The sequence below is a fragment of the Polaromonas sp. CT11-55 genome, from assembly GCF_047303325.1.
In the GTDB taxonomy this organism is placed as follows: Bacteria; Pseudomonadota; Gammaproteobacteria; order Burkholderiales; family Burkholderiaceae_C; genus Polaromonas.
In genome coordinates, this window is sequence record NZ_JBKBEX010000003.1 from 203,864 (window position 1) to 226,124 (window position 22,261).

The 22,261-nt window shown below is 66.2% G+C and carries 23 protein-coding genes; 19 read left to right on the plus strand and 4 right to left on the minus strand.

Annotated elements, in window-relative coordinates:
• Positions 1-5: 5 nt before the first annotated feature.
• Positions 6-965: a LysR family transcriptional regulator gene (locus ACEN8I_RS04530; protein WP_413326734.1), complete on the plus strand. Its 960-nt coding sequence runs from the start codon at positions 6-8 to the stop codon at positions 963-965.
• A 39-nt stretch (positions 966-1,004) separates the two neighbouring features.
• Here the strand turns inward: ACEN8I_RS04530 and ACEN8I_RS04535 are convergent, their stop codons facing one another.
• Positions 1,005-1,790: an SDR family NAD(P)-dependent oxidoreductase gene (locus tag ACEN8I_RS04535; protein WP_413326736.1), complete on the minus strand. Its 786-nt coding sequence runs from the start codon at positions 1,788-1,790 to the stop codon at positions 1,005-1,007.
• A 178-nt stretch (positions 1,791-1,968) separates the two neighbouring features.
• On the opposite strand from ACEN8I_RS04535, the gene ACEN8I_RS04540 reads away from it, so the two are divergent.
• Positions 1,969-2,880, plus strand: a complete 912-nt coding sequence (locus ACEN8I_RS04540; protein WP_413326738.1) for an SMP-30/gluconolactonase/LRE family protein — start codon at positions 1,969-1,971, stop codon at positions 2,878-2,880.
• A 45-nt stretch (positions 2,881-2,925) separates the two neighbouring features.
• Entirely contained in the window at positions 2,926-3,864 is a 939-nt protein-coding gene (locus ACEN8I_RS04545) for an aldose 1-epimerase (RefSeq protein ID WP_413326740.1), read from the plus strand.
• Between the two features lie 328 nt (positions 3,865-4,192).
• On the opposite strand, the gene ACEN8I_RS04550 is transcribed toward ACEN8I_RS04545, so the two are convergent.
• Positions 4,193-4,921 carry an IclR family transcriptional regulator gene (locus ACEN8I_RS04550; RefSeq protein WP_413326743.1) on the minus strand — a complete coding sequence of 243 codons (729 nt, stop codon included), beginning with the start codon at positions 4,919-4,921 and terminating at the stop codon, positions 4,193-4,195.
• A gap of 98 nt (positions 4,922-5,019) precedes the next feature.
• Between ACEN8I_RS04550 and ACEN8I_RS04555 the strand changes: the two genes are divergently transcribed.
• The 7 genes from ACEN8I_RS04555 (at position 5,020) to ACEN8I_RS04585 (ending at position 11,686) form a co-directional block, all read left to right on the plus strand.
• Positions 5,020-5,985 (plus strand): hydroxymethylglutaryl-CoA lyase, encoded by a 966-nt coding sequence (locus ACEN8I_RS04555; RefSeq protein ID WP_413326745.1) that lies wholly within the window; start codon positions 5,020-5,022, stop codon positions 5,983-5,985.
• On the plus strand, positions 5,978-7,207 hold the full coding sequence (locus ACEN8I_RS04560) for a CaiB/BaiF CoA transferase family protein (RefSeq protein WP_413326747.1): 1,230 nt from the start codon (positions 5,978-5,980) through the stop codon (positions 7,205-7,207). The genes ACEN8I_RS04555 and ACEN8I_RS04560 overlap by 8 nt, the downstream gene beginning before the upstream one ends.
• Positions 7,208-7,248: 41 nt before the next feature.
• A complete protein-coding gene (locus ACEN8I_RS04565; RefSeq protein ID WP_413326749.1) occupies positions 7,249-8,229 on the plus strand; it encodes a Bug family tripartite tricarboxylate transporter substrate binding protein in 981 nt (326 codons plus the stop codon).
• A gap of 70 nt (positions 8,230-8,299) precedes the next feature.
• On the plus strand, positions 8,300-9,271 hold the full coding sequence (locus tag ACEN8I_RS04570) for a Bug family tripartite tricarboxylate transporter substrate binding protein (protein ID WP_074580111.1): 972 nt from the start codon (positions 8,300-8,302) through the stop codon (positions 9,269-9,271).
• Between the two features lie 11 nt (positions 9,272-9,282).
• On the plus strand, positions 9,283-10,212 hold the full coding sequence (locus tag ACEN8I_RS04575) for an SMP-30/gluconolactonase/LRE family protein (protein WP_413326751.1): 930 nt from the start codon (positions 9,283-9,285) through the stop codon (positions 10,210-10,212).
• 61 nt (positions 10,213-10,273) lie between these two features.
• Positions 10,274-11,206, plus strand: coding sequence for a LysR family transcriptional regulator (locus tag ACEN8I_RS04580; RefSeq protein ID WP_413326753.1), 933 nt, complete (start codon positions 10,274-10,276; stop codon positions 11,204-11,206).
• Between the two features lie 30 nt (positions 11,207-11,236).
• Positions 11,237-11,686: a DUF2214 family protein gene (locus ACEN8I_RS04585; RefSeq protein ID WP_413326755.1), complete on the plus strand. Its 450-nt coding sequence runs from the start codon at positions 11,237-11,239 to the stop codon at positions 11,684-11,686.
• Here the strand turns inward: ACEN8I_RS04585 and ACEN8I_RS04590 are convergent.
• Positions 11,683-12,315, minus strand: coding sequence for a LysE/ArgO family amino acid transporter (locus ACEN8I_RS04590; protein ID WP_413326757.1), 633 nt, complete (start codon positions 12,313-12,315; stop codon positions 11,683-11,685). The genes ACEN8I_RS04585 and ACEN8I_RS04590 overlap by 4 nt on opposite strands.
• Positions 12,316-12,436: 121 nt before the next feature.
• Between ACEN8I_RS04590 and ACEN8I_RS04595 the strand changes: the two genes are divergently transcribed.
• Positions 12,437-13,360, plus strand: a complete 924-nt coding sequence (locus tag ACEN8I_RS04595) for an HTH-type transcriptional regulator ArgP (protein ID WP_413326759.1) — start codon at positions 12,437-12,439, stop codon at positions 13,358-13,360.
• Positions 13,361-13,384: 24 nt separating this feature from the next.
• On the opposite strand, the gene ACEN8I_RS04600 is transcribed toward ACEN8I_RS04595, so the two are convergent.
• Entirely contained in the window at positions 13,385-13,711 is a 327-nt protein-coding gene (locus ACEN8I_RS04600; RefSeq protein ID WP_413326762.1) for a hypothetical protein, read from the minus strand.
• A gap of 147 nt (positions 13,712-13,858) precedes the next feature.
• Here ACEN8I_RS04600 and argS point away from each other — a divergent pair, with 147 nt between their 5' ends.
• From argS to ACEN8I_RS04640, 8 genes are all read left to right on the plus strand, one after another.
• Positions 13,859-15,544, plus strand: coding sequence for an arginine--tRNA ligase (argS, locus tag ACEN8I_RS04605; RefSeq protein WP_413326764.1), 1,686 nt, complete (start codon positions 13,859-13,861; stop codon positions 15,542-15,544).
• A 54-nt stretch (positions 15,545-15,598) separates the two neighbouring features.
• Positions 15,599-16,234, plus strand: a complete 636-nt coding sequence (locus tag ACEN8I_RS04610; RefSeq protein ID WP_413326766.1) for an SPOR domain-containing protein — start codon at positions 15,599-15,601, stop codon at positions 16,232-16,234.
• A 126-nt stretch (positions 16,235-16,360) separates the two neighbouring features.
• Positions 16,361-17,020 carry a thiol:disulfide interchange protein DsbA/DsbL gene (locus ACEN8I_RS04615; protein WP_413326768.1) on the plus strand — a complete coding sequence of 220 codons (660 nt, stop codon included), beginning with the start codon at positions 16,361-16,363 and terminating at the stop codon, positions 17,018-17,020.
• A 160-nt stretch (positions 17,021-17,180) separates the two neighbouring features.
• Positions 17,181-17,810 carry a lipopolysaccharide transport periplasmic protein LptA gene (lptA, locus tag ACEN8I_RS04620; RefSeq protein ID WP_413326770.1) on the plus strand — a complete coding sequence of 210 codons (630 nt, stop codon included), beginning with the start codon at positions 17,181-17,183 and terminating at the stop codon, positions 17,808-17,810.
• A 15-nt stretch (positions 17,811-17,825) separates the two neighbouring features.
• On the plus strand, positions 17,826-18,608 hold the full coding sequence (gene lptB / locus ACEN8I_RS04625; RefSeq protein ID WP_413326772.1) for an LPS export ABC transporter ATP-binding protein: 783 nt from the start codon (positions 17,826-17,828) through the stop codon (positions 18,606-18,608).
• 187 nt (positions 18,609-18,795) lie between these two features.
• Positions 18,796-20,331, plus strand: coding sequence for an RNA polymerase factor sigma-54 (locus tag ACEN8I_RS04630; RefSeq protein ID WP_413326774.1), 1,536 nt, complete (start codon positions 18,796-18,798; stop codon positions 20,329-20,331).
• Between the two features lie 40 nt (positions 20,332-20,371).
• On the plus strand, positions 20,372-21,793 hold the full coding sequence (locus ACEN8I_RS04635) for a THUMP domain-containing class I SAM-dependent RNA methyltransferase (RefSeq protein ID WP_413326776.1): 1,422 nt from the start codon (positions 20,372-20,374) through the stop codon (positions 21,791-21,793).
• Positions 21,790-22,236, plus strand: a complete 447-nt coding sequence (locus tag ACEN8I_RS04640) for a putative toxin-antitoxin system toxin component, PIN family (protein WP_413326778.1) — start codon at positions 21,790-21,792, stop codon at positions 22,234-22,236. The genes ACEN8I_RS04635 and ACEN8I_RS04640 overlap by 4 nt, the downstream gene beginning before the upstream one ends.
• The last annotated feature ends 25 nt before the right edge of the window (positions 22,237-22,261 follow it).

The following is a 22,261-nucleotide window of genomic DNA, read 5'->3' on the forward strand; positions in this document are numbered from 1 at the left end:
ACCCGATGACCACCTACAACCACTGGTTCATACGCGCACGGCTCAAAACCCGGCAATTGCTGCTGCTGGTCGCGCTGGCCGAGGAAGGCAACATCCACCGCGCGGCGCAGGTGCTCAGCATGACCCAGCCGGCGGCTTCCAAGCTGCTCAAGGACCTGGAAGACGTCCTGGAAGTACCGCTGTTCGAGCGCCTGCCCCGCGGCATGCGGCCGACCTGGTATGGCGAAACCATGATCCGGCACGCGCGCATGGCGCTGGCCAGCCTGAACCAGGCGCATGACGAGCTCACCGCGCTCAAGACCGGGCACTTCGGCCATGTCGCCGTCGGCGCGATCACCTCGCCGGGGCTGGCCTTGTTGCCACCCGCGGTGGCCGTGGTCAAGCAGGAGCACCCCAGCCTGCGCATTTCGCTGGACATCGAAACCAGCCCGGTGCTGCTGGAGCGGCTGGAGCAGGGCAAACTCGACATTCTGGTGGCGCGCCTCTTTGCCGAGCATGACAAGACCCACTTGCGTTATGAGCCCCTGGTCGAGGAGCCGGTATGCGCCATGGCCAGGCCTGGCCATCCCTTGCTGGGGGTGTCGGGGCTGACCCTGCGCGACGTGGTGGCGGCGGCCTGGATCGTGCCGCCCGCGGGTAGCGTGCTGAGGCACCGCTTCGAGCTGATGTTCCAGGAAGACGGGCTCGCGCCGCCGATCAATGTGGTCGAGTCTTCGGCGCTGCTTTTCATCACGCGCATGCTGCAGCAAAGCGACATGGTGGCCGTGGTCGCGGCCGACGTGGCCAGGTATTACGCGGCGCACGGCATTGTTGCGATGCTGCCGCTGGACATGCCCTGCCATATGGACGCCTTCGGCATCATCACCCGCACCGACCGCCTGCCTTCACCCGCCGCCAAGGTCATGATGAAGGCGCTGAAGGCGGCGAGCATGACACTCTACGGCCGCAAGCTGGAGGCGGATTAGGGCCTGCAAACACAGTGTTAACAGGCCCTGGCCTGAAGCCTAGACCCAGCCGGCATCCACCTTGAATTCCTGCGCGGTGCACATGGCGGCGTCGTCGGAAGCCAGGAACAGCACCATGCGCGCGATATCGTGGGGCAGCAGTTTGTCGGGCAGGCACTGGTTGCGCTCGAGTTCCTTTTCGCCTTCGGCATTCAGCCAGAGCTTGATCTGCCGCTCGGTCATGACCCAGCCCGGCGACACGGTGTTGATGCGGATACGGTCGCGGCCCAGTGTTTTCGCCAGGCCGCGCGTCAGGCCGTTCACCGAAGACTTGGCGATGGCATAGCATGGGTAGCCGGCGCCTTTGCCCTGCCAGCCGGTGGAGCCCAGGTTGATGATGGAGCCGGCGCCCAGCCGCTGCATGCCGGGCACGACCGACTGGATCGCAAAAAAGGCGGGCCGCTCGTTGATCGCGATGCGCTCGTCGTAATAGGCGGGCGTCACGGATTCCAGGCTGTGGCGGTCATCGCTGGCCACGTTGTTGACCAGCACCGAGAAATCGCCCAGCGCCTGCGCCGCTTCGGCAATCGCGGCTTGCAGCGCGGCCACATCCCGCACGTCGCAGGCGCGCCACCAGGGGCGGGCATGCCCCGCATCCGCCAGTTGCTGCGCCAGCGCCTCGCTGGCCTCCTTCGCGACATCAATGAATGCAACGCGCGCGCCCTGCTGGGCAAACGCCGTCACGATGGCGGCGCCAATGCCGCTTCCTCCGCCGGTGACAAATACTGGCCGGTTTTTCAGACTGGGAAAGATGCTGAGGGTGTCGCTCGCGGGAGCGGCACGCATGGAGACAGGACTCGAAATATTTGACATTGCAATTTGTATATATATTGAATTAAAAACAATAGGTTTTCAACATCACTATGCATTGATATCATGCACCGCGTCAAGAGGCCAAAACACCCAGACACGGGCCCGCAACAGGGAGACATCAGTGATATCGATTCCGGATACCCCCGCGGATATGCATAGGCTGCGGCCGACCACACCGGTGCCAGGCGCGGCGCATTGCGTTGACCCGGTGGGGGCCCTGCTGGGCGAAGGCACCTTGTGGTCGCCGCGTGAACAGGTCCTGTACTGGGTGGACATTCTTGGGCGCCGCCTGCACCGCTTTGACCCGGCTACTGGCGAGCGCAAAAGCTGGTCTTTTGACGAGGAAATTTCCGCGCTGGCCGAACGGGCCCATGCGCCCGGTCTGATCATCACCCTGCGGCGCGGCTTTGCGCTGTTTGACCCGGCCACAGGCGGCGAGCCGCGCTACCTGCACCAGCCGGAACCCGCCTTGCCGGGCAATCGCTTCAATGACGGCAAGTGTGATGCACAAGGCAGTTTCTGGGCGGGCACCATGGACTTTGACTGCGTGGCCCCCAGCGGTGCGCTGTACCGCTACGACCCCGACGGCCGCTGCACGCGCCATGACGAAGGTTTTGCGGTGACCAACGGCCCCACCTGGTCGGCCGACGGACGCACCCTGTATTTCAACGACACGGTCAACGGCCGGATCCATGCCTACGACTTCGACAGTGCGGCGGGGACTTTGTCGAACAAGCGGCTTTGGCTTGCCTTTGCGGCCGGCGACGGTGTGCCCGACGGCATGACCACCGACGCCGCCGGCCGCCTGTGGATCGCCCACTGGGGAGGCGCCCGCGTCAGCTGCCACGACCCGGTCACCGCGCAGGAGCTATGCCGCGTGCCGCTGCCCACAAGCCACGTGACCAACTGCGCCTTTGGCGGGCCAGACCTGCGCACGCTTTTTATCAGCACGGCCCGCACCGGGCTCACGCCGGAGCAACTCGCCGACCAGCCGCTGGCCGGCGGCCTGTTCGCGGTGGCCATGGACAGCCCGGGCATGCCGGCCGGCTTGTTCGGCGGCTGATGCCGCGAACAAAGCGCATGATCCCCTTCACGTGAAAGATCTTCGATGACTGATTCACAGCACTCTATTGCCTGGCTGAGCCACGCCGGCCAGCGCCTGGGGCTGCTGCCTTCGCTGGGCGGCAGCGTGGCCGCCTGGCAACTCGACCGTCCGCAAGGGCCGCTGGATCTCTGGCGGCCCTGGGACGGCAAAACCCAGGACCTCTACCAGGCCGCGTCGTTTGCCATGGTGCCGTGGTCCAACCGCATCAGCGGCGGCGGCTTCCAACACGCGGGGCAGTTTCACGCGATGCGGCCCAACCGCAAGGGCGAGCCCTATCCCATTCATGGCGACGGCTGGCTGCAGCCCTGGGAGCTCTCGCAGCCCGCCGCCGACACGCTGGTGATGACGCTGGTGTCGCACGGCTTCGACGGCAACCCTTATGACTATGAAGCTGTGCAGACCTTCCGGCTGGTCGATGGCGGGTTGGACCAGCGGGTGCAGGTGCGCCACCTGGGCGTCGCGCCGCTGCCCTATGGCCTGGGCGTGCATCCCTGGTTTCCCCGCACGCCGCAGACGCGGATCACCGCACCCGTGCAAGGCGTCTGGCTCTGCGGTGACGATCCGCTGCCGGTGGCGCACACGACCGACTTCCCTGCGGGCTGGGACCTGAACAGCGGTGCCCCCGCCAACGGCCCGCTCATCGACAACGGCTACACCGGCTGGGGCGGCAAGGCCAGCATCGCCTGGCCCGAACTGGGCCTGCAGGTCACGGCCGGCATGCCGGACTTTGAGCGCGACGGCGGCGCCCCGCGGCACTTCTGCCTGGTCTACCGGCCGCCAGAGGGGCCCGCCTTTTGTTTTGAGCCCATCACGCAGCCCATCGATGCCTTTCACCTGCCAGGCCAGCCCGGCCTGCGTGTGCTGGGGCCGGGGGAACAGTTTTCGCTCAACATCCAGTGGCGCATCGAGGCCCTGGCCGCGCAGGGCCTAGAGCCTGTTTAATGCCTAAACGGGGCCGCGCAAGTACCTTCTCGGGATGGGATGCAAGGCGCGGTGCGACGCCCATAGCACGGCTATGGGCTAGCGCCGCAACGCCGCAGACCGCCCGAGAAGGGGCTTGCCCTTCGGGTTGGGGTGACGCAAACGCGGTCGCGTTTGCATCCCCGTTGGGGCAGCCGCACGACGCCCAGCCGGCCGGCTGGGCGGTCGGGCGATTGAGCCACCCAGGCCCTTGCATGGGCATCAGCCCATGCGGCGTTCCCGGTCGGCCCACTCATCCCGATTGCACCCCAACGCGGCCTCGTTTAGGCATTGAACAGGCTCTTAACCCTTAAACCTGGCCCGTCAGGCGGCGGGCGGCTTCAAGCACCGGCTTGACTTGGGTTTCGCTGTAACGGTTGGCCGGCATGGTCAGCGTCACCGCGCCCGCCAGCACGCCATCAGCTCTGAACACCGGCGCTGAAATGCCGGCCACCTCGGCCAGCCGGTCGCCAACCGCCGTGTAGTAGCCCTGTTCGCGAATCCTGGCGTAAAGCGGATGGTCTTTTCGTGCGGCGGCCTTTGCCCTGTCGGTGTCGAACGCAATCAGGATGCGGGCGCCCGTGCCGCGGTCGGCGGGCAGCAGGTCGCCGGCCCGGATGTGATCGCGGATAGGCTGCGGCGAGTCCACCCGGTACAGGCACAGGCGGGCTTCGCCCTGGCGCACGTGGTAGGCCGCGCTCTCGCCGGTGGCCGCGACCAGCTGGCGCAGCACCGGCAGCACCACGCGGTCCAGCGAAAACGAGGCGGCATACACCGCGTTGAGGCGCGCGACCTCATTGCCCAGCCCGTAGTTGCCGTCGTCCAGGCGCTGCACCAGGCGCGCGTGCTCCAGCGAGGCCAGCAGGCGCAGCGTCGTGCTCTTGTACAGCTGCGTGCGGCTCGCGAGTTCCGCCAGGCTCAGCGAGGTGTCGCCCGTGCGGAACGCCGACAGCAGGGTCAGGGCACGGTCCACCGCGGCGGCGCCGCCGGGTGCGGCGTGGCTGTCGGCAAGGGATTCGATCTGGGCTTTGCGGGGCATACGCAGCTTTCAAGGCTTGACGCGGCGCGCGGCTTGACAAGCCGGCGTTTAGCGTTGAATATTTCATTAGAGAGAACGATATTCTATCTTACAGAACTATGACTTCAAATGCAAGCGACTCCCGGGCATCCCGGTCGCCTCCCGAGGTGCTGATCAGCGAGGTCGGCCCGCGCGACGGCCTGCAATCGGTCAAGGCCGTGATGCCGACGGAGCACAAGCTGCGCTGGATCAGCGCCCTCTACGAAGCCGGCCTGCGCGAGATCGAGGTCGCATCGTTTGTGCCGGCCAGGCTGCTGCCGCAGATGGCCGACGCGGCCGAGGTGGTGCGGCACGCCCTGACCTTGCCCGGCCTGACCGTCATGGCACTGGTGCCCAATCTGCGCGGCGCGCAGGCGGCCCTGGCGGCCGGCGTGCACAAGCTTACCTTGCCGGTGTCGGCCAGCGCCGCGCATTCGCTGGCCAACGTGCGCAAGACGCGCGAAGAGATGGTGGAAGAAGTGCGCGCCGTCGCCGCACTGCGGCGTGACACCGCGCCGCACGTGAAAGTCGAGGCCGGTATTTCCACCGCCTTCGGCTGCACGCTGCAGGGCGAGGTCGCTGAAGACGAGGTAATCCGCCTGGCCGCGCAGTGCATTGCCGCGGGCGCCGACGAATCGGGCCTCTCGGACACCACAGGTTACGCCAACCCGGTGCAGGTCAGACGCCTGTTCCGGCGGTTGCGCGCGGAAATCGGCGAACACGCCGGCGCGGCCCATATGCACAACACGCGCGGCCTGGGCCTGGCCAACTGCCTGGCCGCCTACGAGGAAGGCGTGCGCACCTTTGATTCATCCCTGGGCGGCCTGGGCGGCTGCCCTTATGCACCGGGCGCCTCGGGCAATGTGGTCACCGAAGACCTGGTTTTCATGTTCGAGGCCATGGGTGTTTCGACCGGCGTGGACCTCGGCAGGCTGATGGCCGCACGGGAGCCGCTGCGGGCCGGGCTGCCGGGCGAGGCCATTTACGGCATGACACCCGAGGCGGGTTTGCCCAAGGGCTTTGTGCAGGGAGCCGTCCATGTCTGATATGCCTGACACCGGCACGCCACCGAACGGACCCGCCAAGGCGCTGCCCTATGCGGGCCTGCGCGTCGTCGAATTCACCCACATGGTCATGGGGCCGACCTGCGGCATGCTGCTGGCCGACCTGGGGGCCGAGGTCATCAAGGTCGAGCCGATCGCCGGGGACAACACCCGCAAGCTGATCGGCTCGGGCGCGGGCTTTTTCCCCATGTTCAACCGCAACAAAAAAAGCCTTGCCGTCGACCTGCAGACGCCTGAGGGGCGCGAGCTGGTGCTCAAGCTGGTCGCGACGGCCGACGTGGTCAGCGAAAACTTCAAGCCCGGCACCATGAAAAAGCTGGGCCTGGACTACGCCAGCCTCTCGCAGCTCAACGAACGGCTCATTTACGTGAGCCATAAGGGCTTCCTGCCCGGCCCCTACGACCACCGCACGGCGCTTGATGAAGTGGTGCAGATGATGGGCGGCCTGGCCTATATGACGGGCCGCGCGGGCGACCCGCTGCGCGCCGGCAGCAGCGTCAACGACATCATGGGCGGCATGTTCGGCGCGATAGGCGCGATGGCGGCGCTGGCCGCGCGCGAAAAAACCGGCAAGGGCCAGGAGGTGCAGGCCGCGCTGTTCGAGAACAACGTCTTCCTGGTGGCCCAGCACATGATGCAGTTCGCCGTGACCGGCCAGCCCGCCGCGCCCATGCCCAGCCGGATTTCGGCCTGGGCGGTTTACGACGTGTTCACGGTCAAGGACGGCGAGCAGATTTTCCTGGCCGTCGTCAGCGATACGCAGTGGGCGGTTTTCTGCGAGGCCTTCGGCCTGCAGGAGCTGCGGGCCGACCCGCGGCTGCAAAGCAACAACGACCGCGTGCGTGCGCGCGACTGGCTGATGCCGCTGCTGCGCTCGCAACTGGCCGGGCACAGCGCCGCCGAGCTGGGCGCGGTGTTCGAAAAACACGCGTTGCCGTTCGCGCCCATCACGCGGCCGCAAGATCTGTTCGAGGACCCGCACCTCAAGGCCACTGGCGGCCTGGCGCCCATCACGCTGGTCGACGGCGAACGCGCGGGGCAAACCACCTCCACCGTGCTGCTGCCGCTCACGCTGGACGGGGAACGGCCGGGCGTGCGCATGAACCCGCCGCGGCTGGGCGAGCACACGCGGGAGCTGCTGCAGGAGCTCGGCTACTCAGGCGAGGCCATCGCGGCCTTGCAGGCCGGCGGCATCACGCGCTGAGCATTCCAGAACAAAACCACAGAACACACACGGAGACAAACATGAACAAAAACCTGAAAGCGGTTTTGCTGGCCGCAGGCCTGGGCCTGGCCCACTTCACGGCAGGGGCGCAAACCGCCTGGCCTGCCAAGCCGATCCGCATCATCGTGCCCTTCCCGGCGGGCGGTCCGACCGACATCACGGCGCGCGTCCTGGGGCAGGCCATCGGCGAGTCGCTCAAGACGCCGGTGATTGTGGAAAACAAGGCGGGCGGCCACGGTTTCATTGGCGTGGGCGAGGCGGCCAAAGCACCGGCGGACGGCTACACCCTGATGATGGCCAGCATAGGCACCATGGCCATCAACCCAAGGCTGCACGAGAAGATCCCCTACGATGCCAACAAGGATTTCGCGCCCGTATCCCTGGTGGTGACCGTGCCTATCGTGGTGGTGGCAAATCCGCGGGTGCTGCCGGTGGCGACCTTGCCGGAACTCGTCGAGCGGCTCAAGGCCAACCCCGGCAAGATCAACTTTGCATCGGCCGGCAACGGCGGCTCCTCACACCTGGTGCCGGAGTACTTCAAGTACCGCACGGGCACTTTCATGACGCACATTCCCTACAAGGGCTCGGGTCCCGCCATCGGCGACGTGGTGGCCGGCCAGGTGCAACTGATGTTTGATACCCTGCTGACCAGCACACCCTTTGTGAAAAGCGGCAAGCTCAGGATGCTGGGCGTCACCACCGCGCAACGCCTGCCGCAGTACCCCGACGTGCCCACGGTCGCGGAGGCGCTGAACATGAAGGACTTCGAGGCCTCGTCCTGGTATGCGCTCTATGCACCCGCCGGCACGCCGCCCGACATCGTCAAGCGCCTGTCCGCCGAGGTGGACGCGGCGCTCAAACAGCCGGCGGTGGCCAAACGCCTGACGGACCTGGGTGCCATACCCGCCGGAGGCACGCCGGAGAAACTGGCCGCGTTCCAGCGCATGGAGCAGGACAAATGGGGCAAGGTGATCCAGCTTGCCCATGTCAAGCCGGACTGAACGGGCCTCTTGAGCGCCCCCCCGGCCGGGCGGGCACCGCCGCACGACATCCACATCAACGGAGACACGCATGAACAAAAACCTGAAAACCATTTTTATCGCCGCGGGCCTGGGCCTGGCCCAGCTCACGGCGGGGGCGCAAACCGCCTGGCCCGAAAAACCGGTGCGCATCATCGTGCCCTACGCGCCCGGCGGCACCACTGACTATGCGGCGCGGCAGATCGCGCAAAAACTCACCGAACAGACCAAACAATCTTTTTATGTCGAGAACAAGGCCGGCGCCAGCGGCACCATAGGCACGGACCTGGTGGCCAAGGCCGCGCCCGACGGCTACACCTTGCTGACCAACGACACCACCTATGCGATGCTGCCTTCGCTGTTCAACAAGCTGCCCTGGGACCATGCCAACGGCCTGGTGCCGGTGACGACCATCGCGCTGACGCCGGTGGTGCTGGTGGTGGGCGTCAACTCGCCCTACAAGACACTGGCCGAGCTGCTGGCCTTCGCGCAGAAGAACCCGGGCAAACTCAATTTCGGCTCGGGCGGCCCCGGCAGTTCCACCCACCTGTCGGCCGAACTACTGAAGAAGGAGGGCAAGTTCTTCATGACCCACATCCCCTACAAGGGCGCCGGCGAGGCCATGCTGGCGGTGGTATCGGGCCAGGTCGACGTGCTGGTCACCGCCAGCCCCACGGCGATCCCGCAGGTCAAGGGCGGCAAGCTGCGCGCGCTGGCCGTCACCGGCGACAAGCGCCTGTCCAGCCTGCCCGATGTGCCCACCTTCCGGGAAGCGGGCCTGCGCGGCTACACGGTCACCAACTGGTTCGGCCTGGTAGCCCCCAAGGGCACACCGCCCGAGCTGGTCGGCAAGCTGCAGGCGGAAGTCAAAAAAGCGCTGGCCGACCCGGCCCTGCGCGAACGCCTGGCGCAGCAGGGCGCGCAGCCCGGCGGCATGGCGCCGGCCGACTTTGCCGGTTTCATCAAGCAGGAAACCCTGATTTGGGGCACGGTGGCCAAACTCGCCGGCGTGAAGCCCGAATAAGGCCGCGCAGCATGTGGAACCTGTCCTTCACGCCGCCGCAAGTCATTGAAGCCCGGGTGCTGACCCGCCTGCCGGACAGCCTGCGCCAGCCCCGGCCCACGGCCTGGGTGGATGCCAACAAGCCCGGCTACGTCATGGACAGCTTTCTCGAGGGCCCGGCCTTCGACCGCGCCGGCAACCTGTACCTGGCCGACATTCCCTACGGCCGCATCTTCCGCGTGAGCCCCGAGCTGCAATGGACGCAGGTCGCACAGTACGAGGGCTGGCCGAACGGCCTGGCCGTGCACCGCGACGGCAGCGTCTGGATCGCGGACTACCGGCGCGGCATCCTCAGGCTGGACGCGGCCCCGGGCCGCGTGGACACGCTGCTGGGCCATCGCAACAGCGAGTCCTTCAAGGGAGTGAACGACCTTGCTTTCGACGCGCAGGGCCAGTGCTATTTCACCGACCAGGGGCAGACCGGCCTGCACGACCCCACGGGCCGCGTCTACCGGCTGCGCGAAAACGGCCAGCTCGACCTGCTGCTGGGCAACGCGCCCAGCCCCAACGGCCTCGCGCTGAGCGCCGACGGCAAGCTGCTGTTTGTCGCCGTGACGCGCGGCAACGCGGTGTGGCGCGCGCCGCTGCTGCCCGACGGCTCCATCTCCAAGATGGGCGCCTTCCAGACTTTCTTCGGCGCCAGCGGCCCCGACGGCATGGCGCTGGACGCCGAGGGCCGGCTGGTGGTCGCGCATGCGAGCCTGGGCGGCGCTTTTGTGCTCAATGCGCGCGGCGAAGTCACGCATTTCGTGCGCAGCCCCGTGGGCGCCACGGTCACCAATGTCGCCTTCCGGCCGGGCACGCGCGAACTGCTCATGACGGAATCGCAGACCGGCAGCGTGCTGACGGCGGAGCTGCCCGCGCCAGGCCAGCTTTTGTATTCACACGACACTCCAGGGTGAACAGCGGAATAAGCAGAGATTCTCTGTTGATTGCTGACATTCATGCGCATAATGAAGGCGCATGGACAAACTCAAACAGCTGGAATCCTTTGTCTCGGTGGTGGCGCGCGGCAGCCTGACGGCGGCCGCCAAATCCGAGGGGGTGGCGCCCGCCATCATGGGCCGTCGGCTGGACGCGCTGGAAGAGCGGCTGGGCGTGAAGCTGCTGGTGCGCACCACGCGGCGCATCGCGCTCACGCATGAAGGCAGCGCTTTCCTCGAAGACTGCCAGCGCCTGCTGGCCGACCTGGCCAATGCGGAGGCCAGCGTGTCGGCCGGCGGCGTCAAGGCCAGTGGCCATTTGCGCATCACGGCGCCGGCGGGCTTCGGGCGCCGACACGTCGCGCCGCTGGTGACCCGCTTTCGCGAACAGCATGCCGACGTGACGATTTCGCTGAACCTGAGCGACCGTGTGGTCGACCTGGCGGGCGAGGGTTTTGACTGCGCCGTGCGCGTCGGCGACCTGCCCGATTCCTCGCTGGTCAGCGTGCGCATGGCCGACAACCGGCGCCTGTGCGTGGCCACGCCGCGCTACCTGAAGACCCACGGCACGCCGCAGCACCCCAGTGAGCTGGCGCGTTTTGACTGCCTCACGCTGTCCAGCGATGCCTCGCAGACGCGGGGCTGGGCCTTCCAGGTGGGCGGCGAGCTGGTGCACCTCAAGCCGGGCGGGCCGCTCGACTGCTCCGACGGCCAGGTCCTGCACGACTGGTGCCTGGCCGACTGCGGCATCGCCTGGCGCAGCACCTGGGAGGTTGAATCGGAGATCGCCGCCGGGCGGCTGACGGCGGTGCTCGAAGACTTTGCCGCGCCGCCCAACGGTATTTACGCCGTGTTCCCGCAGCGCAAACATTTGCCGCTGCGGGTGCGGCTGTGGGTAGACTTCCTCAAGCACCACTACAGCCAGCCCGAGTTCTGGCGCAGCCCGGCGGCTACCGCCGCCCTCAAGCCCTGACAACCCCAACAAGGAAAAAAGGACCCCGCGATGACGCTCGAAGCCCTGCTGGCCTATGCCCACCTGCTGGCGATTCTCACCATGGTGGTTTTTCTCGCGAGCGAGGCGGCGCTGTGCCGCGTCGAATGGCTGAATGCCGCCGTGGTCGAGCGGCTGGGCAAGATAGACATGGTCTACGGCATCTCCGCGGGGCTGGTCTTGCTGACTGGCCTGGCGCGCGTGTTCCTGGGCAGCAAGGGCGCAGCCTGGTATGCGCACAACCCCCTGCTCTATCTGAAGCTGGCCATGTTCCTGGTGATAGGGCTGATCTCCATCAAGCCGACCCTGATGTTTGTGCGCTGGCGGCGCGCGCTGCGCGCCAACGGTGCCCTGCCCGACGCGGTGGAGGTCAAGAAGGCGCGCCGGCTGGTGATGGTGCAGGCGCACATCCTGCCTTTCATTCCGCTGGTGGCGGTTTTCCTGGCGCGAGGCTTCGGCTAAAGAAGACCGCGCACCAGCCAGAAGGCTGTGCCCCACATCATCAGCGCCACCAGCAAGTCCATGGCGCGCCAGACGGCTGGTGAATTGAGCCTGCGCCCCACGCACCACAGCGCCGCACCCAGGCCGGTGAACCACAGCAGCGAGCCGGTGATGGCCCCCAGGCCGAACACCGCGTTGTCGGGTTGCGCATAGGCCAGCGAGGCCGTGCCTATGACCACCGCCGTGTCCAGCCAGGCATGGGGATTGAGCCAGGACAGCGCCAGCGCCAGGCCGATCGCCTTGCGACGTGAAATCGCCTCGGTGGCGACCGGCGCACCGTCAGCCGACTGCGGCGCCGGCTGCAAAAAACGCCGCATCGCCTGGGCACCATAGACCAGCAGCACCAGCGCGCCCGCACCGGTCATCGCGCCCAGCAGCTTGTCGGACAGGCCGCCCAGCTGGGCCAGCCCCATCACACCCAGGGCGATCAGCGCCACGTCGGTTAACACGCAAAGGGCGACCGTAAGCCACAGGTGCTGGCGCAGCAGGCCCATGCGTATGACATGGGCGTTCTGCGGGCCTATGGCCATGATCAGCGAGAGGCTCAGGACCATGCCGGTCAGGAAGGCGGGGGCGGCAAGCGGGTTCATGGTGTTTCTTCAAGGTTCAGGAGAGTGCGGCTTGCACGCAGTGTCGGGCAAAGCCCATAATGCTTAAACAAAGTTAACTAAAACTCTGATTGATCAATTAATACTTGATTCAAACCCCACCATGCTCGACGCCCGACAACTCGATGCCCTGGCCGCCGTGATTGAGCACGGCAGCTTCGGCGAGGCCGCCAAAGCCCTGAGTCTGACGCTGGCGGCCGTATCGCTGCGCATCAAGTCGCTGGAAGGCGAGCTGGGCCAGCGCCTGCTGGTACGGGGCAAGCAGGTGCGCGCCACGCCGGCCGGCCAGGCCTTGCTGGGCCATGTGCGGCAGTTACGCCTGATGGAGTCCGACCTGCTCGCGGGCCTGCAGGGCGGCGGCAAGGCCGGGCGCCTGCAAAGCCTGAGCGTGGCGGTGAATGCCGACTCCCTGAGCAGCTGGTTTTTACCGGGCGTTGCGCCGGTGCTGCAGGCCCACGGCTTGCTGCTGGACGTGGTGGTCGACGACCAGGACCACACCCACGACGCGCTCAAGAGCGGCGACGTCACCGGCTGCGTGACCACGCTGGCCCAGGCCATGCGCGGCTGCGTGGCCGAACCCCTGGGTGTGATGCGTTACCGCTGCATGGCCTCGCCGGCGCTGCTCGCGCAGTGGAACGAGCCTTCGTTGGAAGGCAAGGCGCAGGGGCCTAACCGCCTGGCCCATCGCCTGCTGGCCAGCCCGGCCGTGATCTTCAACCGCAAGGACGCACTGCAGGACACTTTCCTGGCCCAGCATTTCAAGCTCAAGGGCGCGCTTTACCCGCGCCACTTTGTGCCGGCCGTGGATGCCTTCGAGCTCGCGCTGGAGCTGGGCATGGGCTGGGGCATGGTGCCCGATATCCTGCTGGCGGCGCGCGCGCATCGCCCGCCCGTGCAGGAGGTGTTACCGGGTTGCGCGGTTGACGTGCGGCTTTATTGGCAGCACTGGACGCGCGAACCGCTGGCGGCGCAGCGGCTCACCCAGGCCGTCAAACAGGCGGCCAGGGAGCGCTTGCTGCAGGACTAGGGCGGCGATGCCGCCCCTGGCCGCTTACTTCTTGGCCGAAGCTGCCGCAGCCGGCTTGGCGGCAGCGGGGGCCGTGGCCTTCTTCTCGTCGGCCATGCATTTCTTGATATGCGAGTTTTTGGCGGCGCCGGCAAGCTTCTTGTCGGCGGCGGATTTCTCGCAGGCGGGGCTGGGCGCGGCGGCGGCGTCGCGGATGCACTTCTTCTCGAAGCTGGCCTTGGCGGCGCCCGCCAGTTTTTTCTCGGCGGACTTGGCCGCGCAGTCAGCTTCGGCGCCCGCCGCATGGGCTGTGGCCGACAAGCCCATGGACATGGCAAAGGTCATAGCGACCAGGGTCAATAGTTTTTTCATAGATGCATCCCAGATGTAAACGCGGGAAACCGGAATCGAATTCCCCGTGGAATTCAAACACAGAAGGCCGGGCTTGGCTACGTCAAATTCGACGGCCGGGCATTCGCGCCCCACGGACGGTGCATGGCTTAACCGTAAAATCAGCCCATGCTCTCGATTAAAAAAGACCTGCTCGCGGCCCTGGCCGCGGGCCTGGAAGAACTTTCCCCCGGCGCGGGCGACAAAGCCGCGTTTGAATCCCCCAAGGTGGCGGCCCACGGCGACTTCGCCTGCACCGCCGCGATGCAGCTGGCCAAGCCGCTCAAGCTCAATCCGCGCCAGCTCGCCGAAAACCTGCGCGCCATTTTGCTCAAGGCTCCGGCCTTCGAGCGCTGGGTGGACGCCATCGAGATCGCCGGCCCCGGTTTCATCAACATCCGCCTCAAGCCCGCCGCCAAGCAGGAAACTGTGCGCGAGGTGCTGCAGGCCGGTGCTGCTTACGGCACGCAGGCTGCAGGCAGCGGGCAGCGCATGATCGTCGAATTCGTCTCCGCCAACCCGACCGGGCCGCTGCATGTGGGCCACGGCCGGCAGGCCGCGCTGGGCGACGCGATCTGCAATCTCTTCGCCACCCAGGGTGCGCAGGTCTGGCGCGAGTTCTATTACAACGACGCGGGCGTGCAGATCCAGACCCTGGCCGCCAGCACGCAGGCGCGCGCCAAGGGCCTCAAGCCCGGCGACGCCGGCTGGCCCGAGTCGGCCTATAACGGCGACTACATTGCCGACATCGCGGCGGACTTCCTGGCGAAAAAGACGGTCAAGTCGGACGACCGCGAGTTCACCGCCTCGGGCGATGTGGAAGACATGGACTCGATACGCCAGTTCGCCGTGGCCTACCTGCGCCACGAACAGGACCTGGACCTCAAGGCCTTCTCCGTCAAGTTCGACAACTATTACCTCGAGTCCAGCCTGTACAGCTCGGGCCGCGTCGACGCCACGGTGGCGAAATTGAAAGACGCCGGCAAGACCTATGAACAGGACGGCGCGCTGTGGCTGAAGTCGACCGATTACGGCGACGACAAAGACCGCGTGATGAAAAAGAGCGACGGCAGCTACACCTACTTCGTGCCCGACGTGGCCTACCACCTGGCCAAGTGGGAGCGCGGCTTCGGCAAGGCGATCAACATCCAGGGCATGGACCACCACGGCACCATCGCCCGCGTGCGCGCGGGGCTGCAGGCCGCCGGCGAGGATATTCCCCAGGGCTATCCCGACTACGTGCTGCACACCATGGTGCGCGTCATGCGCAATGGCGAGGAGGTCAAGATCTCCAAGCGTGCCGGCAGCTACGTCACGCTGCGCGACCTGATCGAATGGACCAGCGCCGATGCCGTGCGTTTCTTCCTGCTTAGCCGCAAGCCCGACACCGAGTACATCTTCGACATCGACCTGGCCTTGGCCAAGAACAACGAGAACCCGGTGTACTACGTGCAGTACGCGCACGCGCGCATCTGCTCCATCCTCACCACCTGGGCCGAGCAGGGCGGCGACGAAGCCAGCCTGAAGTCTGCCGACCTCTCGGCGCTGGACAGCCCTCAGGCCCAGGCGCTGATGCTGCTGCTGGCCAAATACCCCGAGATGCTGGCCAACGCGGCCGCCGGCCTGGCGCCGCACGACGTGGCGTTTTACCTGCGCGAGCTGGCCGCCTGCTACCACAGCTATTACGATGCGGAGCGCATCCTGGTCGATGACGAGGCCGTCAAGCGCGCCCGGCTGGCGCTGGTCGCGGCGACCGCGCAGGTGTTGCACAATGGCCTGGCGGTGCTGGGCGTGAGCGCTCCGCGCAAGATGTAAGAACGCCGGTAGCACCCGGATTTTCAGGACAAGGCAATGAACGTGGGCAAGGGTATGAATACACAACGAGGCGGGACGCTGCTGGGCTTGATCATTGGCGCGCTGATAGGCCTTGGCGCCGCGCTGGCCGTGGCGGTCTATATCACCAAGGTGCCCGTGCCTTTCATGAACAAGAGCCAGGCGCGCAATCCCGACAGCGACGCCGCGGAAGCCAAGAAGAACAAGGACTGGAACCCGAACGCGCCGCTGGCCGGCAAAAACCAGCCCAAGCCGCCGCCAGCCGCCGCCACCCCTGAAGCGAGCGGCGTCGCCGTTCCCGACCCTGCCGTGCCCAAGGCCGCCGCCTCGGCGCCCGCCAAAACTGCCGCCGCCAAGCCCGCCCCCGCGGCCGACCCGCTGGGCGATCTGGCCAAGGCCAAGGTCGAAGGCCTGTCGTCCGGCCCCAGCGTGGACCCTTTCAGCTACTTCATCCAGGCCGGCGCCTTCCGCACGCCCGAAGACGCCGAGCAGCAGCGCGCCAAGCTGCTGTTGCTGGGCATGCAGGCCAAGGTCAGCGAGCGCGAACAAGCCGGCCGCACCGTGTACCGCGTGCGTCTCGGGCCTTTCGACAAAAAGGAAGACGCCGACAAGGCCAAAGAGCGGCTGGACAACAACTCCATTGAGACGGCGCTGGTCCGCGTGCAGCGCTGACCGCTCTGTTGCCGATACTGAACTTTTCACGGGGCCGGTGTACAAACCCCTGTGCCCCGCCCCACGAGGCCGCCGTCCGCAGGGGCGGCTTACCCACCATTTCTGTCATACCAGGAGAAGAATCTGATGCAACGCCGTGAGTTTTCGTTTTCAGCCGCCTCGGCAGCCGTCGCCAGCCTGGGCGGCATCGCCCTTCCCACGCTGGCTCAAGCTCAGGCCAGGGCCTTCAAAGACGGTGCCGACTACCTGACGCTGGACAAGCCGGCGCCTACCGAAGTCCCCGCGGGCCAGGTCGAAGTGGTGGAGTTCTTCTGGTACAGCTGCCCGCATTGCAATGCCTTTGAGCCGACGCTCGAGGCCTGGATTAAGCAGGCGCCCAAGGATGTGACGGTGCGGCGTGTGCCGGTGGCCTTCCGCCCTGATTTCGAACCACAACAACGCCTTTTTTACGTGCTCGAGGCCATGGGCAAGGTCGAGGAGCTCCACAAAAAGGTGTTTTACGCCATCCACGTGGAAAAACTGGCGCTCAACACGGCCGACTCCGTCGCGGCTTGGGCCGAAAAACAGGGCCTGGACAAGGCCAAGTTCGTCGAGATGTACAACTCCTTCACCGTCACCACCAAGGCCCGCAAGGCCACGCAGCTGCAAGACATCTACAAGGTCGACGGCGTGCCGGCGCTGGGCATTGCGGGGCGTTACTACACCTCGGCCACCCTGTCGCAAAACATGGCTCGCGCGCTGCAGGTCACGGATTACCTGATCACGCAGTCGCGCACCAAGAAGTAAGGCCATAAGGCTGCCGTTCAGGGCCGCAGCGGCCCACGCTGAAAAACCCGCCTCGTTCCAGGCGGGTTTTTTTTATGCCCCTAATATTCACCCGTGCAAGCCATTCCCACAGCTTGCATGGCTACAATGGCCCAACCCAAAGCAGCAAGATTCGTGCCTTATGAAACACCCCCTTTATTCCCTCGTCCTGCCGGCCGCTTTGGCGCTGGGGGCGGCGTTTCCGGCCTGGGCCGAAAAAGCCGACCGGGACAAGCCCATGAACGCGGAGGCCGACGCCCTGCGTTATGACGACCTGAAGCAGACCAGCGTGTTCACCGGCAACGTGGTGATTACCAAAGGCACGACCATCGTGCGCGGCGCGCAGGTCGACGTGAGCCAGGATCCCGAGGGCTACCAGCAGGCGGTGGCCATCGCCGCGCCCGGCAAGCTGGCCTTCTACCGCAAGAAACGCGACGGCGTGGACGAATACATCGAAGGCGAAGGCGAGCGCATCGAATACGACAGCCGCGCCGACCTCGTCAAATTCATCAAGCGTGCCGTGGTGCGCCGCTATAACGGCGCCACCCTGGTGGACGAAACCACGGGCGCCGTGATCGTCTACGACAACAATACCGACGTTTTCACCGTGGACGGCGGCGCGCAAAATAAAACTGCCGCCAACCCGAGCGGGCGCGTACGCGCCATGCTGTCGCCGCGCGCCGCCGCATCGGCCCCGGCCGCCACGTCCGCCCCCGCAGCCCCAGCCGCCACCTTGCGCCCCAGCACCACGCTGGGCAACGAAAAGAACTAGAAAGAACCTGCACAGATGGATGTGGTGACTGACACTTCGGCGGCCGAGGCCGCGACCCCCAGCCGCCTGGTGGCGCAGGGGCTGCAAAAATCCTACGGCAGCCGCAAGGTCGTACAGGACGTTTCAGTGGCCGTGCAAAAAGGCGAGGTCGTGGGCCTGCTGGGCCCCAACGGCGCCGGCAAGACGACCTCCTTCTACATGATCGTGGGCCTGGTGCGCGCCGATGCCGGCGAGATTTCCATCGACGGCCAGTCGGTCGAGCACATGCCGATTCACCTGCGCGCCCGCCTGGGCCTGAGCTACCTGCCGCAGGAGGCCTCGATTTTCCGCAAGCTCACGGTGGAAGAGAACGTGCGCGCCGTGCTCGAACTGCAGCTGGACGCGAACGGCAAGCCGCTGGGCCGCGCCGACATCGAGTCGCGGTTGGATGCCCTGCTGCAGGACCTGCGGGTGGATCATTTGCGCAATTCCCCGGCGCCGGCGCTGTCGGGCGGCGAGCGCCGCCGCGTCGAGATCGCCCGCGCCCTGGCGACCCAGCCACGCTTCATCCTGCTTGACGAGCCCTTTGCCGGCATCGACCCCATCGCGGTGATCGAAATCCAGCGCATCATCGGGTTCCTGAAGTCGCGCGGCATCGGCGTGCTGATCACCGACCACAATGTGCGCGAGACGCTGGGCATCTGCGACCACGCCTACATCATCAGCGACGGCCATGTGCTGGCCCAGGGCACGCCGTCCGAGATCGTGAACAACGCCGATGTGCGCCGCGTGTACTTGGGCGAGCACTTCAAGATGTAGAGATGGTTTCCCCCTTGTTGTTCATCGCGCTTAACGTGCGGGCTTCCGAGAGTGCCGTCGCCACATTGACACGCCTGCCATCGTCTTTCAAGCGGGGGCCGTGGAACTGGCTTTGCCAGGCCACAGGCGCCGCCCCCTGTAGGGGGGAGGGTGCTACACGAGGTGAGCATCCAACGGGGGGGAGTCCTTGAAACAAGGCCTTTCGCTCCGCGTCTCGCAGCATCTTGCGCTGACGCCCCAGCTGCAGCAGTCGATTCGGCTGCTGCAGCTGTCCACGCTCGAGCTGAGCCAGGAGGTCGAGCAGATGCTCGACGAAAACCCGTTTCTCGAGGTGTCGGACGAAACCGCAGTGCGCGAGGAGTTCGGCCTTGAGCATGTCAACACGCCGGTCAGCCAGGACAGCCGTGAGTTTGAATCCGCCGCCGATGCAACGGCCGGCGGCGCGGAAGACGCGGGCATTTCCGCGGCCGGCGAAGCCGAGGTCAGCGCGGAGCCCAAGCTCGAGGAAAGCTGGGAAGGCGACGGCACGGTGGAGACCACCCCCGACGACAGCGAATGGGGCAGCGATGCGCCGGCGCGCAAGAACAACAACGAGGAAGGCGAGGCCGAGGCCTCGGACCTCACGGGCGGCCATGAGTCGCTACAGGACCACCTGCACCGCCAGTCGCTGGGCCTGCGCCTGTCCGAGGAAGACCGCGCGGCCCTGCATTTCCTGATCGAATCGCTCAACGACGACGGCTACCTCGAGGACAGCCTGGCCTCGCTCGCGGCCGGCCTGGCCGGCGGCGACATGGAACAGGCCGAGGAGATCGAGCAGCGCTTTGCCATGGCGCTCAGGCTGCTGCACCACATGGAGCCGGCCGGCGTGGGCGCGCGCAACCTGGCCGAGTGCCTGAGCCTGCAGTTGCTCGACTGCAAGGACTGCGAGGAGACCCGCGCAGCCATCGCCGTGTGCAAGCATCCCATGGAGCTGCTGGCCAAACGCGACGTCAAGCGCCTGTCCTACCTGTGCGGATTCACCGAGGCGGCCATCAAGGGCGCGATCGCCGTGATAGGCCGGCTCGACCCCAAACCCGGGCGCCGCTTCGTCAACGTGGAACGCAACCTGATCGTGCCCGACGTCATCGTCGTGAAGTCGGGCCGGGGTTTCAAGGTCACGCTCAACGGCGACGTGATGCCGCGCCTGCGCGTGCACGACATCTACGCCAACGCCCTCAAGCAGCACAAGGGCCAGGACGGCCAGGCACTGCAGCAGCGCCTGCAGGAGGCACGCTGGTTCATCAAGAACATCCAGCAGCGCTTTGACACCATACTGCGCGTGAGCAGCGCCATCGTCGAGCGGCAAAAGAGTTTCTTCACGCACGGCGAGCTCGCGATGCGCCCGCTGGTCCTGCGCGAAATCGCCGACGAACTGGGCCTGCACGAATCCACGATTTCACGCGTGACCACCGCCAAATACATGGGCACGCCCTTCGGCACCTTTGAGCTGAAGTATTTCTTCGGCTCCGCGCTGGGCACCGAGACCGGCGGCAACGCCTCGAGCACGGCGGTGCGCGCGCTGATCAAGCAGTTCGTCTCATCCGAAAGCGCGAAAAAGCCGCTCAGCGACAACCAGATTTCCGAAATGCTCAAGGAGCAGGGCATTGAATGCGCGCGACGCACCGTGGCCAAGTACCGCGAGGCCCTGCGCATCGCGCCGGCTAATTTACGCAAATCACTCTAGCCGCGATCAGGCAGCGCTGCCCCGTCCCTCAAAGTCAGTCATGAACCAACTTCAACTCTTTTTACCCTGCGCCGCGGGCGTCGAAGCCCTGCTGGCCACCGAAGTGCAGCGCATCACGGGCATCCAGGGCAAGGCCTGGCGCGCCGGCGTGCAATTGCAGGCTTCCTGGCGCGACGCGCTGCAGCTCAACCTGCACAGCCGTCTGGCGCAGCGCGTGCTCATCGAGCTGCAGCACAACCAGTACCGCGGCGAGCAGGACCTCTACAACGCCGCCGCCAATGTGGCCTGGGAGATCTGGTTCACGCCCAAGCAGACCTTCAAGGTGGAGATCACCGCCCAGCACAGCCCGCTGACCAGCCTGAACTTCGCGGCGCTGAAGATCAAGGACGCCATCGCCGACCGTTTTCGCGCCAAGTTTGATGACGTGCGGCCCAGTGTGGACACGCGCTGGCCCGACGTGCGTGTCTACGTGCACCTGACGACGGACACCGTCACGATTTACATCGACACCTCGGGCGAGCCTCTCTTCAAGCGCGGCTGGCGCGAGGACAAGGGCGACGCGCCGCTGAAAGAAACCCTGGCCGCCGCGATGATCGCCGCCAGCGGCTGGGACCAGCTGTGCAAAAACGGGGTGCCGCTTTACGACCCCTGCTGCGGCTCGGGGACCATCGCCATCGAGGCGGCGCAGATCGCCTGCAACATCGCGCCCGGCATCAACCGGCGCTTCGCCTTCCAGAAGTATTTGCCCTTCCAGGGCCATGTCTGGGACGGACTGCTGGACCAGGCCGAAGCCGCCATCACCGAGCCCACGGCGCCGGTGTTCGGTAGCGACGTGTCCTTCCGCATGGTCGACTTCGCCGAGCGCAATGCCGAGCGTGCCGGTGTCGCCAACGCGGTAGAGTTCCGCGGCGGCGACGCGCTGCAGCGCATGCCGCCCGCGCCGTCGGGTGTGATGCTGGTGAACCCGCCCTATGGCGAGCGCATCGACGTCGCCGGTGTGGCCGGCATTACCGGCGTGCAGGGCCGCGACCAGCGCCGCCAGCAGGGCCGGGAAGTCCAACACGACCACCGCAACCAGCCCATCGACGAATTCGGCCAGCCTCTGAATCAGGACAGCGGCGACACCCGCGAAGAGCCCGCCTTCGAAACCTCGCGCGACCGCTCGGCAAACCCGGGCCGCGAACAGGCGCAAAACGCCTGGGGCGAGGAAGCCGCCGACTTCTTTCCGCAGCTGGCCGCGCACTGGAAGAAGAATTACGCGGGCTGGACGGCCCACGTGCTCACGCCCGACCTCAAGCTGCCCGGCAAGATGCGCCTGAAGGAATCGCGCCGCGTGCCCATGTGGAACGGTCCGATTGAATGCCGGCTGTTCCGCTTCGACATGGTGGCCGGCTCCGCGCGCGGCAAGCCGGCCAGCGCAGCGGGTGCTGACTTGCCGGCTGCTTCGCCACACAAGCCGTGAGTGCGCTGCTCCGGCCTGCCGAAGCCCTGCCTGCTTGTGGGGAGCCGGTAGTCATCGACACCAATATCGCGCTGGATATTCTTGTGTTTGCCGATGCGGCCGTGGCCCCATTGCGACAAGCATTGGCGGACGGCGAGCTTTATTGGCTGGCAACACAGGCCATGCGTGACGAACTTGAACGCGTGCTCGCCTATCCGCAAATCGTTTCACGTCTTGCGTTCTATCGGCTCACCGTGGATAAGGTTCTCGCGGTCTTCGATGCGACAGTCCGCCTTTGCGATGCGCCCGGAAAATCAGTCTTGACGTGCCGCGACGCGGACGACCAGAAGTTCATCGATCTTGCGATCGCACACCAGGCCCTGCTGCTAAGCAAGGACAAACACATCCTGTCGATGAGAAAACGGATTCTTGCCTGCGGGGCTCGAGCTCAACGCGTGATGTAAACGGTGTTGTGCCACATGGGAGGGC